Origin of the sequence: Vulcanococcus sp. CPBay_Sum15L08_68 (assembly GCF_017855895.1) — a bacterium.
Taxonomy (GTDB): domain Bacteria; phylum Cyanobacteriota; class Cyanobacteriia; order PCC-6307; family Cyanobiaceae; genus Vulcanococcus.
Genome location: NZ_JAFMFX010000007.1, coordinates 31356 through 43847, shown reverse-complemented (window position 1 = coordinate 43847; position 12492 = coordinate 31356). Strand labels below are relative to the sequence as shown.

General features: G+C 67.9%; 13 protein-coding genes and 1 pseudogene. 7 read left to right on the top strand and 7 right to left on the bottom strand.

All coding sequences use genetic code 11. From position 1 onward, the window contains the following. Positions 1-149 (top strand): annotated as a pseudogene (locus QZ189_RS02490) (tyrosine--tRNA ligase); the annotation flags it as partial. Here QZ189_RS02490 and QZ189_RS02485 read toward each other — a convergent pair. Both QZ189_RS02485 and QZ189_RS02480 read right to left on the bottom strand, forming a co-directional pair. Further along, entirely contained in the window at positions 146-874 is a 729-nt protein-coding gene (locus QZ189_RS02485) for a carbonic anhydrase (RefSeq protein ID WP_296420788.1), read from the bottom strand. The pseudogene QZ189_RS02490 and the gene QZ189_RS02485 overlap by 4 nt on opposite strands. Before the next feature lie 72 nt (positions 875-946). Next, positions 947-1360, bottom strand: a complete 414-nt coding sequence (locus QZ189_RS02480) for a cupin domain-containing protein (protein WP_247477198.1) — start codon at positions 1358-1360, stop codon at positions 947-949. 95 nt (positions 1361-1455) lie between these two features. On the opposite strand from QZ189_RS02480, the gene pyrF reads away from it, so the two are divergent. Further along, the gene (pyrF, locus tag QZ189_RS02475; RefSeq protein WP_296415759.1) at positions 1456-2172 is read left to right on the top strand and encodes an orotidine-5'-phosphate decarboxylase; all 717 of its coding nucleotides are present in this window, start codon (positions 1456-1458) and stop codon (positions 2170-2172) included. On the opposite strand, the gene QZ189_RS02470 is transcribed toward pyrF, so the two are convergent. Genes QZ189_RS02470 through raiA form a run of 5 tightly spaced genes read right to left on the bottom strand, consistent with a single transcriptional unit; the run spans position 2169 to position 6768 of the window. Further along, entirely contained in the window at positions 2169-3311 is a 1143-nt protein-coding gene (locus tag QZ189_RS02470) for a glycosyltransferase family 4 protein (RefSeq protein ID WP_247477200.1), read from the bottom strand. The genes pyrF and QZ189_RS02470 overlap by 4 nt on opposite strands. A gap of 28 nt (positions 3312-3339) precedes the next feature. Continuing rightward, positions 3340-4689 (bottom strand): MFS transporter, encoded by a 1350-nt coding sequence (locus QZ189_RS02465; protein WP_247479886.1) that lies wholly within the window; start codon positions 4687-4689, stop codon positions 3340-3342. 5 nt (positions 4690-4694) lie between these two features. Next, complete coding sequence (gene recO / locus QZ189_RS02460) at positions 4695-5504, bottom strand: DNA repair protein RecO (protein WP_296415760.1); 810 nt, start codon at positions 5502-5504, stop codon at positions 4695-4697. After that, positions 5501-6172 carry a deoxyribose-phosphate aldolase gene (gene deoC / locus QZ189_RS02455; protein ID WP_296415762.1) on the bottom strand — a complete coding sequence of 224 codons (672 nt, stop codon included), beginning with the start codon at positions 6170-6172 and terminating at the stop codon, positions 5501-5503. Before deoC ends, recO begins: the two co-directional genes overlap by 4 nt. 8 nt (positions 6173-6180) lie before the next feature. Next, a complete protein-coding gene (gene raiA, locus QZ189_RS02450) occupies positions 6181-6768 on the bottom strand; it encodes a ribosome-associated translation inhibitor RaiA (RefSeq protein WP_010315472.1) in 588 nt (195 codons plus the stop codon). Between the two features lie 83 nt (positions 6769-6851). On the opposite strand from raiA, the gene lipB reads away from it, so the two are divergent. The 5 genes from lipB to queA all read left to right on the top strand — a co-directional run bounded on the left by lipB (position 6852) and on the right by queA (position 12462). Continuing rightward, positions 6852-7511 carry a lipoyl(octanoyl) transferase LipB gene (gene lipB, locus QZ189_RS02445; RefSeq protein ID WP_247479888.1) on the top strand — a complete coding sequence of 220 codons (660 nt, stop codon included), beginning with the start codon at positions 6852-6854 and terminating at the stop codon, positions 7509-7511. A 28-nt stretch (positions 7512-7539) separates the two neighbouring features. Continuing rightward, positions 7540-9456 carry an AMP-binding protein gene (locus QZ189_RS02440; protein ID WP_296415767.1) on the top strand — a complete coding sequence of 639 codons (1917 nt, stop codon included), beginning with the start codon at positions 7540-7542 and terminating at the stop codon, positions 9454-9456. Between the two features lie 77 nt (positions 9457-9533). Next, a complete protein-coding gene (locus tag QZ189_RS02435; RefSeq protein WP_247477206.1) occupies positions 9534-9977 on the top strand; it encodes a YlqD family protein in 444 nt (147 codons plus the stop codon). Between the two features lie 68 nt (positions 9978-10045). Next, entirely contained in the window at positions 10046-11371 is a 1326-nt protein-coding gene (locus QZ189_RS02430) for a dihydrolipoamide acetyltransferase family protein (protein ID WP_296415768.1), read from the top strand. Continuing rightward, entirely contained in the window at positions 11371-12462 is a 1092-nt protein-coding gene (queA, locus tag QZ189_RS02425; RefSeq protein ID WP_296418668.1) for a tRNA preQ1(34) S-adenosylmethionine ribosyltransferase-isomerase QueA, read from the top strand. The genes QZ189_RS02430 and queA overlap by 1 nt, the downstream gene beginning before the upstream one ends. The last annotated feature ends 30 nt before the right edge of the window (positions 12463-12492 follow it).

Here is a 12492-nt window from a genome sequence, read left to right as displayed (position 1 = left end):
AGGCACGCCGCCAAATCCAAGGCGGTGGGGTCAAGCTCGATGGCGAGAAGCTGGCAGATCCCAACCAGGAATTTGCAGGGCCCGATCAGTTGGCCGGCAAGGTGTTGCAGCTGGGCAAGAAGACCTTCCGGCGCCTGGTGGCGGGTTAAACCGCGCTGACCCGGCCCGATTGGATGTCAAAGAAGGCTGGCTGGATCTTGACCTTGCCGCTGGCCTGGGCGTCCGCCAGGACCTGGCTGCGCTTCACCAGCTGCCCGGCGGCGTAGCGGGCGTTGCCCTGAATCGCTTGGGTGAGGTCGTCGTTGGGTTGCAGTGAGGCGCGGATCGGCTGCACCAGGTCCTCCAGCAGCGGTGTGAGCGGTTCCGAGCCCATGGCGGCGGCGACGGCACCGCAGCCGCTGTGGCCCATGACGACGATCAAGGGCACCTCAAGGGCGGCCACGGCAAATTCCAGGCTGGCGATGCCGTCGTTGAAGGCGCTGTTGCCGGCCACCCGCACCTGGAAGAGCTCGCCTGAGCCGGCGCCAAACAACCACTCCGGTGCCACCCGTGCATCGGCGCAGCTCAGTAGCGCCGCCCAGGGCCGCTGGCCTTGGGCCAAGGCCTGGGGATTGATGTGGCAGCTGGCATCAAAGATGGCCTGCTTGATCTGAATCCGCTCCTGGGGATTGCTGGCTTGGATACTGCGTTGCCAGGCCTTGCTGAACACCTTGTTGCGCTCGAGCATCCAGGTGAAGGTGTCGCCACTGGGGCTGCAGACCTCGAGCTCCTGGCGCAGCTGCTGGGCTTCTTTGCTCCAGCCCTTACCGATGGCGGTGCTGCCGGCGGCGGCGAGACCCAGGGCCTGCAGGGCATGGCGACGGCTGAGGGGCATTCGAGCGCGGGCGTCTGCCCACAACCTGTGGAGCCCGGGCCCCCTTGGCTTGATTTGGTTGGCTTTTGTGACCTAGAGGCTGCGCAGCACAGCCAGATCTTCCGCATCCAACGGCGTCGGGATCCCGTGCTCCAGCAGGTCAGCGAAGCCACCATCGCGGCTGAGCACTGTGATCAGGTAAACCCTGCCTGGGCCTGGGTTCTCCAGGTCGTGGATCGCATCGCCGGGGACGCTGACAAAGTCCCCGCCACTGGCGGTGATGCTGGACTCACCGACGTGGAACACCACGTTCCCCCGCAGAACGAAGAACAGCTCGGCGGCCTGGTGATGGCTGTGGGCGGGGACCCGATCGCAGGGGTCATGCACCTCTAGGAACTGCGTGCAGCCGCCGGCTTCCGGCTTGCTGAGCAGGGCCAGCCGGCAGTGGTCATTGCTGCCCAGCCGAAACCCCTGGAGTTGCTCGGGATGCAGGATCCGCGGACCCATGGGCGAGGCAAGGTGCTGATCCCATGCTGGGTCGCTCCTGGAGAACGCGCCAGGACAATTCGTAGCCTGAGATCTTCATCGAGAGCTGCCTCCCCGTGACCAGGCCTGCCGCTGAGCGGATCATCGTTGCCCTCGATGGCATGGCCCCGGATCAGGCCCTGGCCTTCAGCCGCGGGGTCGAGGGCCTGCGCTGGGTCAAGGTCGGCCTGGAGCTCTTTGTTCAGGCGGGCCCTGAGGTGGTGGCCCAGTTGCGGGAGCAGGGCCTGCGGGTCTTCCTCGACCTGAAGTTCCACGACATCCCCGCCACCATGGCCGGTGCCTGCCGGCGGGCGGCTGGCCTGGGTGCGGAGCTGATCACGGTCCATGCCTGCGCCGGTAGTGAAGCCCTGCAGGCGGCCCAGGCCGCCGCTGCTGAGGGCGCCCAAGTCGCTGGACTGGCCGCTCCGACCCTGCTGGCGGTGACGGTGCTGACCAGTTGGGAGGAGCAGCGGCTGCAGCGGGAACTGGCCATCCGTCAGGACATCGCTGAACGGGTTCCGGCCTTGGCGGCCCTGGCCGCAGGGGCGGGAATTGGCGGTTGCGTCTGTTCTCCGCTGGAGGCCGCCAGCCTGCGGGCCCAGCACCCAGAACCCTTCGCGCTGGTGACCCCGGGGATTCGCCCGAAGGGCAGCGCCGCGGGCGATCAGGCCCGGGTGCTGGGTCCCGCTGAGGCCATCGCCGCTGGAGCCTCCCAGCTGGTGATCGGCCGCCCGATCACCAAGGCTGAGGACCCCACCCTGGCTTTTGCCGCCTGCTGCGCCGAGCTGGCCTAGGCCACTGCCTGCGCCGCCGGGCTGAGCTCGCCGTAGAGCCGCTCCAGCTGGTCGATGTTGCGGGTGAGGGTGTAGCGCTCCAGCGCCCGCTGGCGGGCACGCCGGCCCAGTTCTGCACTAAGGACGGGCTGGTCCCGCAGCACCGGCAGCAGGGTGCGCAGTTGGGTGGTGACCCCCTGGGTGCTGATGACGATGCCGGCCCCGCCCTCGAGCACCTCCCCATCGGCCCCGGCATCGGTGGCGACACAGGCGGTGCCACTGGCCATGGCCTCCAGCAGTGCCAGGGAGAGCCCCTCCACCAGGGAGGGAAGGAGAAAGACCTCCGCCAGCTGCAGGAGCGCCAGCCGCACGGCCTGCTCCGGTTCATGGCCCCACCAGAGGATGCCGGCGTCCTCGCCGTAGTTCTGCATCAGCGATTGGCGCATCGGACCATCGCCCACCACCACGAGCTTGCAGCCGCTGGGCTGGACCAACTTCCAGGCCCGCAGCAGCGCTTCGACGTTCTTCTCCGTGGCGATTCGCCCCATGTAGAGAAAGACCCGCTGGCCACTGAAGCGTTGGCGCAGCTCCTGCAGCCGTTCGGAGGGTGCGGTTGGGTTGCTGGGACTCCAGCGCTGGGGGTCGACCCCGTTGGGGATCACCGCCAGGCGATCCCTGGGGACCCCGAGTCGCATCAACACATCCGCCTGCAGCTCCGAGAAGACCACCACCCGGTCGTACTTGGCCAGGGATGGGGCGTAGAGCTGATAGGTCAGCTGCTGGGTGCCGGCGCTCAGGTTGCGCAGGCTGGCGTCAAAGGGGGGGTGGAAGGTCGCCACCAGCGGCAGGCCCAGCTGCTGGCAGAGATCCGGCAGCCGGAAATCCAGGGGGGAGAGGGTCAAGCTGGCGTGCACCAGATCCGGTTTCAGCCGCTCCAGCGACTCCCGCAGTTCCCGCTGAGCTCCTGGGGAGGGAATCGTGTAAACCTGCGACTTGACCAGATAGGGCAGGGCCACGTCCGGGCTCGCCGTTCCTGGGCTGTCGAAGTGGATAAAGCTGATCTCGTGGCCCCGATCCCGTAGGGCCTCGGTGGTGGTCAGGCCGTAGGTGACGTTGCCGCAGAAGGGTGACTTCTTGCCCAACCAGGCGATGTGGGCCACGCAGCGGCTACTCGACCAAGTGCCGAAACTAGCAGCGTTTCCACGGCTGCTCGAGCAGCGCAGCGGCCACCGCCAGCCCCGCCAAGACCCAGAGGACCGGCAGTAGCCCGTAGCGGCTGACGATTGCGCCGGCGAGCACCAGCGGCAGGCTCAAGGCGATGTTGATCAGGTTGTTCTGCAGGCCAAAGACCTTGCCCCGCATCGATTCCGGGGTGTCCTCTTGGATGGTGGTTTGGGCGGGGATGGCCAGCAGGGCGGCCCCCACACCGAGCACCGTGCAGAGGGCGAGGGTGAAGCCGAGGCTGCCGCGCAGTTGGCCGAGCAGCACCAGGCTCCAGGCGATCGTTCCCAGGCCCGCGGAGGCCAGACGGCGGCGGTTGAAGCGATGGCCGATCTGGGCGACAGCGACGGCGCCCAGGGCGAGGCCGATGCCACTCATGGCCAGCAGGGTTCCGAATTGGGTGGGTCCCAGCTGACGGATGGCGGAGGCCAGGCTGATCGCCAAGACATAGAGCGCCGCCAGAAGGCTGTAGAGCAGCACCAGCTGGAGCATCGCGCTGCGGACGGTTGGACGCTGCTTGAGCACCTCCAGGCCTTCGGAGATCTCGCGCCAGATGTTCTCGTCGTGGCTGCGCTGCGGCGTTTCCTCGACGCGAATCCAAGCGATCGAGAGGGCAGCCAGGCCGTAGCAAAGGGGCAATAGGGCGAATTCGCCGTTGGCGATGCCCAGGGCCCCCAGGCCATATTTCAGACCCCGCAGGATCGGATCACCCAGGGCAAAGCCCACGATGGTGGCGGCCATGCTCGTGGCCTGATACAGCGAGTTGGCCGCCAGCAGCTGGCGCGTGGGCACCAGCATCGGGATCGCAGCTTGCTCCGCCGGTGCAAAAAACTGGGTCAGCACCGATTCCAAAAAGGTGATGACCAGCAGGGCCCAGTAGCCCCAGCTCAGCCCCAGCCAATGGGGGCCATCCAGCAGGCAGAGGGGAGTGAGCAGGGCCAGGCCCGCACGGATGCCATTGCTGGCCACCATCACTTCGCGCTTGCGCCAGCGATCGGCCCAGACCCCAGCCACCAAACCCAGGACCATCGCTGGGATGGTGTTGGCCACATAGATCCCCGTGGCCAGCAGGGTGATCCACTGGGCCCGGCCCTCGATGCTGAGGTTGAACGCCCCGGCGGCCTCCACCAGCGCACCGCCCTCGGGTGGTGTTGCCCCCGCCCAGTACTGGGCGATGAGGAACACCATCAACACGATGTAGAACTTGTCCGCCAGCTGGCTGAAGATCTGCCCAAGCCAGAGCTTGCGGAATTCGGGCAGGGCCAAAACCCCCTGGAGCCCTGTGTTGTCACCTGGAGACCGCGGGTCTTCGCTCACGTTCTTCAGGACCTCCCGGCTACCGATGATGCCCCATCGTCGAAGCACTGCCTCAGCATTCGCCAGGACCGGGCGCTGCGGTTGAGGTGTTCTCGGCACCAGAGCTCCAGCAGTTGCAGCAACCGGAGCCAGACCGACTCCGGTCCCATCAGCGTTCCATCGCGCTTGCGCGGCAACGCCGGCCGCAGCAGCCGCTGCAACAGGGCCAGCTCGGAGGCGTTCAGCACCATCTGGGCGCCGGGCACGGCGCCGATCACGAAGCCCTCACTGGGCAGCAGGCTGCAGCGCCAGTCCCAATTCCCCAGGGGCGGATCCAGGGGCTCCCCGCTGCGGCAGCACTCCGCCAGGGGCAGGGCGTAGCCCCCCAGGGCCAACAGGTGGGTGAGGCCCTGAACACTGATGGCCAGGGCTTCCAGGCTGTCTTGCTTCTCCTTGACCACCAACTCCAGGCGGGCGAGCTGCACCAGCAGGTCCTCTAGTAGACCCTCGATCGCATCGCCACTGGGCACCAGCAGCAGAGCCACCTCGGCCAATCCCTGGGCGGCGGCCAGGGTCTCCAGCCGCTCCGCCAGGTGGGAGAAGTTGCGCAGCACCCGCAGTTGGCGCACACGCTTCAGGCCGCTTCGGCCCCCCACCTGCAGGCTGAGGACCGCCAGGGGCACAGCGGCGGCCAGGGAACTCTTGGGCTTGCGGGCGCCGGGGGCCGCCAGTCGGATCAGGCCCTCCTCATTGCTGAGGACCGTGATCAGACGGTCGCTTTCCCCCAGGGGACTGCTGCGCAGCACCAGCCCCTCAAGCCGTTGCTCTGGGCTCACGCTGCTTTGGCCCGCAGGGCCTCCATCAGGGCCACCCCCCGGCTGGTCCCCAGCCGGCTGGCCCCGGCTTCGACGAGGCCGTAGGCCTGCTCGAGTCCGCTGATGCCACCGGAGGCTTTGATCGCGGCCCGGCCACGGGCCAGTTGCCGCAGCTGTTTGACCTGCTCAAGGCTGGCCGCCGGGCCAAAGCCGCTGCCGGTCTTGAGCATGCTGGCGCCGACATCGATGCTGGCCTCGACGGCCCACTCCAGAACCTCGGGCGACAGCCGTCCCACCTCCAGGATCACCTTGAAGGGCAGCCCCAATTCGGCGATCGGGGCAAGGTCCTCGCAGAACTGACTGCTGTTGCCGTCGGCCAGGGCCCCGAAGTCCGGCACCACATCGAGTTCATCGGCACCGGCGGCCGCGGCCCATTCGGCCTCTTGGCGCTTGATCTCGGCGGGGATCGCGCCGAAGGGGAAGCCGATCACACTGATCAGCTTCGGGCCCCGCCCGCCGCTTGGACCGAGCCGCTCCCGGGCGAGATCCAGCCAGCGGGAGGCCAGGCAGACCCCAGCAAAGCCGAAGTGTTTGGCCTCATCGCAGCAGCGGAGGATGGCCTCCTGGCCCTGGTGGGGATCCAACAGGGCGTGATCGATCAGGGGAGCGAGATCGGGCAGGTCGCGCACAGTTGCGTTCAGTCCTTGGCCTGGATGACGCCAAATCCTCCATGGTTGCGGCGGTAGACCACCTGCAGCTCATCACTGCCGGCGTCGCGGAAGAGATAGAAGTCGTGGTCGATCAACTCCAGTTGATGCAGGGCCTCCTCGAGGCTCATCGCCGGCATCGAGAAGTACTTGCGGCGCACCCCGCGGCTGGGCAGACCGGCTTCCTTGCCGTCCAGCAGAGATCCGCTGACGCTGTCATCGCCGGCCATCTCCACCACGCTGGGGGTCTCGCTGGCGTGGTGGCCATGGCTGTGGTGGTGGTCGCCGTGGCGGTCCTTGTAGCGGCGCAGCTGCCGCGTCAATTTCCCGGCCACCAGATCGATGCTGGCGTAGAGGTTTTCGCTGCGTTCCTGGGCGCGGATGACGGTGCCGTTGGCGAAGACCGTCACCTCGGCGGTCTGTTGCGGAACCCGGGGATTGCGGGCCACCGAGAGATGCACGTCCGCCTCTTTCACCATCCCGTCGAAATGACTGGTCGCGCGCTTGAGCTTCTCTTCGGTGTACTCGCGGATGGCTGGAGTGACCTCCAGATTGCGGCCATGAATCACGAGCTTCATCCCTTGCCTCCTCGGCGGTGGACCCGCTTAAACGCTAGGAACGGTCAGTGAGTTCAACCACGGCCTCGCCCACCCGCGACGCAATCTGTTTCGAGCCCACCGGCTGCGTTCCCTTCGCGCTGGCCTGGGATTGGCAGCAGCAGTTGCAACGGCGTCTGCTGGAGGACCCCGATGGGCCGGAGGCAGTGCTGCTGCTGGAGCATGAGCCCTGTTACACCCTCGGTCGCGGGGCCGACCCGGGGTTTCTGGGCTTTGATCCAGCCGATCCCCCCGCGCCGCTGTTTCGGATCGACCGCGGCGGTGAGGTGACCCACCACTGCCCAGGGCAGTTGGTGCTGTATCCCGTGCTCAACCTGCAGCGCCATGGCGCTGATCTGCACCTCTATCTGCGGGAGTTGGAGGGGGTGGTGATCGATCTGTTGGCGGAGCTGGGCTTGGAGGCCGGCCGCCTGGAGGGGCTCACGGGGGTTTGGCTGGAGGGCCGCAAGCTGGCCGCCATTGGGGTCGGTGCCCGCCGCTGGATCAGCCAGCACGGCTTGGCCTTGAACGTGGAGGCGGACCTCGCCGGTTTTGCCGAAGTCGTGCCCTGCGGGATTGCGAACCGGGAGGTCGGGCGGCTGGTGGATTGGCGGCCGGAGCTCTCGGCGGCGGCGCTGCGGCCACGGCTGCTGGAGACCTTCGCGCGTCGCTTTGGTTTGCAGTTGCGAGCCCCAACCCTGCAGGAGCAGCTCCAGGGGTGGTAAGACCGGGGCCAACTGACTGATATCCCCCATGCCGCTCGCCGAGATCAGCTGGACTGGCAGCCGCCAAGATCAGCGCGCCTTGGCCGAGAGGCACGACTGGAGTGCACTCCGCGGCCTTGAGCAGCTCTGGGGGCAGCTGGCTGAACGCCACGGCGATGCGCCTGCCCTGGAGGCTCCCCATGCCAAGCCACCGGAGCAGCTGAGCTTCCGCGCCCTGCATCAACAGATCGAGCAGGCTGCGGCAGGGTTTGCGGCTCTCGGGGTCCGGCCGGGGGAGGTGGTGGGGTTGTTCTCGGAAAACTGCCCCCGCTGGCTGGTGGCGGACCAGGGTCTGATGCGTCTGGGGGCTGCGGATGCGGTTCGCGGCAGCGCGGCCCCCGTGGATGAGCTGCGCTACATCGCGGGCGACTGCGGCGCGGTGGCGCTGGTGCTGGAGTCCGCAGAGCTGCTGCAGCGTTTGAAGCTCAGCAGTGAGCTCCTCGGGCAGCTGCGCTTTGTGGTGCTGCTGCAGGGGGACCGCGGTTCGGTGGTGCCGGTGGTTCCCTGCTTCACCTGGGATGAGCTGATGGCCAAGGGGGCGAGCAGCCCCGCTCCTGCCTGGCCTGAAGGCGGAGAGGAGCGCCTGGCCACCGTGCTCTACACCTCGGGCACCACGGGCCGGCCGAAGGGCGTTCCCCTGAGCCACGCCAACTTGCTGCAGCAGTTGCGCAGCCTCGGTGTGGCGGTGGCGCCGCGCCCGGGCGATCGGGTCCTGAGCGTTCTGCCGATCTGGCACGCCTATGAGCGCAGCGCGGAGTACTTCCTGCTCTCCTGCGGCTGCCAGCAGACCTACACGACGCTCAAGCAACTGCGTCCGGATCTGCAGCGGGTTCGCCCCCACTATCTGATCAGTGTTCCCCGGCTCTGGGAAGCCCTGCTGAGCGGCTTTGAAGATGCCCTCAGCGCCATGCCGGCGAGCCGCGCCAAGCTGCTGCGCTCGGCCCTGAAGGTCAGCCGCTTCCACTGCCTCTCGAGGCGGGTGGCCGCGGATCGCACCTTGATCCCTGAGCGCAAGCGCCGCCGTCTGGCCGCCGCCGCCGGGGCGCTGCTGAGTTGGCCCCTGCATGGGGTGGCCGAGCAGTTGTTCTGGCCGAAGGTCCGCGCTCAGCTGATCGGAGGGCGCCTGCGCACGGCCATCAGCGGTGGCGGTGCCTTGGCGATCCACGTCGATGGTTTCTTTGAGGCCATCGGTATTGAGCTGCTGGTGGGCTACGGCCTGACCGAAACCAGTCCGGTCTTGACCTGCCGGCGCCGCTGGAACAACCGCCGCGGCAGCTCCGGCCAACCGCTTGCGGGCACCTCCATCAAGATCACCGATCCCGAGACCGGGGCGGTGCTGGCCATCGGCGAGCGGGGCAAGGTCTTGGCCAAGGGCGCCCAGGTGATGGGCGGCTACCTGGGCAAGCCAGAGGCCACCGCCAAGGTGCTCGATGCCGAGGGCTGGTTTGACACCGGGGACCTCGGCCACCTGCTTGCCGACGGCACCTTGGTGCTGACCGGCCGCGCCAAGGACACGATCGTCCTGAGCAGCGGCGAGAACATCGAGCCGGGCCCCCTGGAGGAGTGCCTGGTGGCCTGCTCCCTGGTGGAGCAGGTGATGCTGGTGGGGCAGGACCGCAAGGCCCTGGGCGCCTTGGTGGTGCCGAAGCTGGAGAACCTGGAGGCCTTCGCGGCCGAGCAGGGGATGTCGGCCGCCGATCCGGCGCTGCTCAAGGCCCTGACCAGCCGCCTGAATCGCCGCCTGCAGTCCCGGGTGGGCGCCCGCCCGGATGAACGGCTGGCGGGGGTGGCCCTGGTGGAGGCCTTCAGCATCGACAACGGCTTGCTGACCCAAACCCTCAAGCAAAAGCGCGATCGCATCGCCGATCGCGATGCCCAAGCGATTGAGGCGATCTACGGGCGCTAGGGCCGGGAACCCGCCCGAGCCGGGCGTTGTCGGCCTCGCTCGCCCCTGACAGGCTGGGCGCCGCGAAACCCCCTTCCATGGCCGACGGTTCCCTCTCCGTGAAGCGCTCCATCACCGTTCGCGCGGTGGTGACCCCCCGTTGGAAGGAGGACGCCGAGCGCGAGATCAGCGCGGCCATCGCCAATAGCGACGCCCAGCTGGGGCAGCTCGAGCAGGAAGGGCAGCAGCTGGTGGACGCGATCCGCAGCCAGAGCGCCAACCCCCTCGATCCCCGCGTCCAGGAGCAGGTGGGTTCTGTGCAGGAGCAGGTGGCGGCCAAGCGCGCCGAGCTTGAGGAGCAGAAGCGTCAGCTGCTCGAGCAGCAGCGCCAGGTCCGCGACCTGGAGATGGAGCAGATCGTTGAGCAGGGCCAGCTCGACAGCTTCACCGACGTCAAGGTGGGCGACAACCTCGTGGAGAAGCTCCAGGTGGCTGTGGTTGTGCGCGATGGGGTGATCGAGTCGATCGAGGGAGCCCTCTAAGTCGCCACTCCGGAGGTCCCTGCCGCTGAGCCGCGTAAAATCCGCCTCAATTGAGCGGCAGACCTCCGTTGGCCACCCACGAAATCTTCATGCCCGCCCTCTCCTCCACCATGACGGAGGGCAAGATCGTGGAATGGCTGAAGAAGCCAGGTGACAAGGTCGGCCGCGGTGAGTCCGTCCTGGTCGTCGAGTCGGACAAGGCCGACATGGACGTGGAGTCCTTCAACGAGGGCTACCTCGCAGCGGTGTTGATGCCCGCAGGCAGCACGGCCCCCGTTGGTGAAACCATCGGCCTCGTGGTGGAGACCGAGGCTGAGATCGCCGAGGCCCAGGCCAAGGCCCCCAGCGCACCAGCCGCCGCTGCCGCCCCCGCCCCGGCCGCTGCTCCGGCACCTACTCCTGCAGCGGCTCCTGCCCCCGCACCCGTTGCTGCAGCCCCGGCTCCCGTTGCCGCTGCCCCCGCTCCTGTGACCAATGGCCGCGTGGTGGCCAGCCCCCGGGCCAAGAAACTGGCCAGCCAGCACGGCGTCGCCCTGGAGACCCTGCGCGGCAGCGGCCCCCACGGCCGAATCCAGGCCGAGGACGTTGAGCGGGCCCTGGGTCTGACCGTGGCTGTTCCCCGCGTGGCCGAGGGCTCAGCTCCTGCTGCCAGCGGCAGCGGAAATGGTGCCGCTGCTCCTGCGGCTGCACCGGCGGGCAATGCCTTTGGTCGTCCCGGCGAGAGCGTGGCCTTCAACACCCTGCAGGGTGCGGTCAACCGCAACATGGTGGCGAGCCTGGCGGTGCCGACCTTCCGCGTCGGCTACACGATCACCACCACCAAGCTGGACGCCTTCTACAAGCAGGTGAAGAGCAAGGGCGTCACCATGACCGCCCTGCTGGCCAAGGCCGTGGGTGTGGTGCTGGCCCGTCACCCCCAGGTGAATGCCGCCACCAGCGCCGATGGCAGCGCCATGGTTTACCCCGCTGCGGTGAACGTGGCTGTGGCCGTCGCGATGGAAGACGGTGGCTTGATCACCCCCGTGCTGGCCAACGCCGACAAGACCGATATCCACTCCCTGGCCCGCAACTGGGCGGATCTGGTGAGCCGGGCCCGCAGCAAGCAGCTGCAGCCTGAGGAGTACAGCACCGGCACCTTCACCCTTTCCAACCTGGGGATGTTCGGTGTGGATCGCTTCGACGCGATCCTGCCCCCGGGCACCGGCGCGATCCTGGCGGTGGCCGCCTCCCGTCCCACCGTCGTGGGCGGCAAGGACGGCTCGATCCGCGTGGCGAACCAGATGCAGGTGAACCTGACCTGTGATCACCGCGTGATCTACGGCGCCGATGCGGCGGCCTTCCTGAAGGATCTGGCCCAGCTGATCGAGACCAACCCCGAGAGCCTGGCCTTCTGATCAGCGACGATCAGCTGCTTTCGAGCTACGTCTTCGATCTCCCGGAGACGTTCATCGCCCAGCGCCCCGTGGAGCCCCGCCACGCGGCTCGGTTGCTGGCGCTGGAAGGCCCTGAGGGCTGCAGCCACCAAACGGTCTGGGAGCTGCAGCAGCTGCTGAAACCGGGCGACTTGCTGGTGGTCAACAACACCCGGGTGCTGAAGGCGCGCCTTCAGGCCCGCCGGGCCAGCGGCGGCGCGGTGGAGCTCCTGGTGCTGGAGCCTGTGGAAGGCAGTGATTGGCTCTGTTTGGCCAAGCCAGCCAAGCGCCTGAAGCCGGGCGAGATCCTGCAGATGGAGCATCCCGGTCAACCCCCCCAGCCCCTGGAGATCGTGGCCATCGACGCCGAGACCGGCGGCCGGGTCGTGCGCTTTCCGGCGGAGTGCACCACCCCAGAAGCGATCGAGGCGCTGCTGGCGCGCTATGGCGAAATCCCCCTGCCGCCCTACATCCACCAGCACTCCAGCGAGGACGACAGCCGCTACCAGACCCGCTATGCCTCGCGGCCCGGGGCGGTGGCTGCTCCGACGGCGGGCCTGCACCTCAGTGATGCGCTGCTCGAAGCCCTGGAGGCGCGAGGTGTGCAGCGCACCACCGTGACCCTGCATGTGGGCCTGGGCACCTTTCGGCCGGTGGAGACCGAGGACCTGACCCAGCTGGAGCTCCACAGCGAGTGGGTTGAGGTGTCGGCGGCCGCTGTGGAGGCCGTGGCCCAGTGCCGCGCCCGTGGCGGCCGGGTGATTGCGGTTGGAACCACCTCCGTTCGCAGCCTGGAGGCTGTGGCCCAGCTCCATGGGGGCGAGCTCCAGCCCCATGCAGGGCCGGTGAATCTGGTGATTCAGCCCGGCTATCGCTTTGCGGTGGTGCAGGGACTGCTGACGAATTTCCACCTGCCCAAGAGCTCGCTGCTGCTGCTGGTCAGTGCCCTGGTCGGTCGCCGCCGCCTGCTGGATCTCTATGAGGAGGCCAAGGCCGAGGGCTATCGCTTCTTCTCCTATGGCGATGCGATGTGGATCGCACCGGAATCGGTTCTCGAGAGCGCCCGACCATAAAAAAAGCCCCCGCTTGTGCGGGGGCTTGGC

Coding starts and splice junctions, on each gene's coding strand:
- QZ189_RS02485 (WP_296420788.1), bottom strand. CDS start 874: ATGCCCCTCAGCCGTCGCCATGCCCTGCAGGCCCTGGGTCTCGCCGCC.
- QZ189_RS02480 (WP_247477198.1), bottom strand. CDS start 1,360: ATGGGTCCGCGGATCCTGCATCCCGAGCAACTCCAGGGGTTTCGGCTG.
- raiA (WP_010315472.1), bottom strand. CDS start 6,768: ATGAAGCTCGTGATTCATGGCCGCAATCTGGAGGTCACTCCAGCCATC.
- QZ189_RS02440 (WP_296415767.1), top strand. CDS start 7,540: ATGCCGCTCGCCGAGATCAGCTGGACTGGCAGCCGCCAAGATCAGCGC.
- QZ189_RS02435 (WP_247477206.1), top strand. CDS start 9,534: ATGGCCGACGGTTCCCTCTCCGTGAAGCGCTCCATCACCGTTCGCGCG.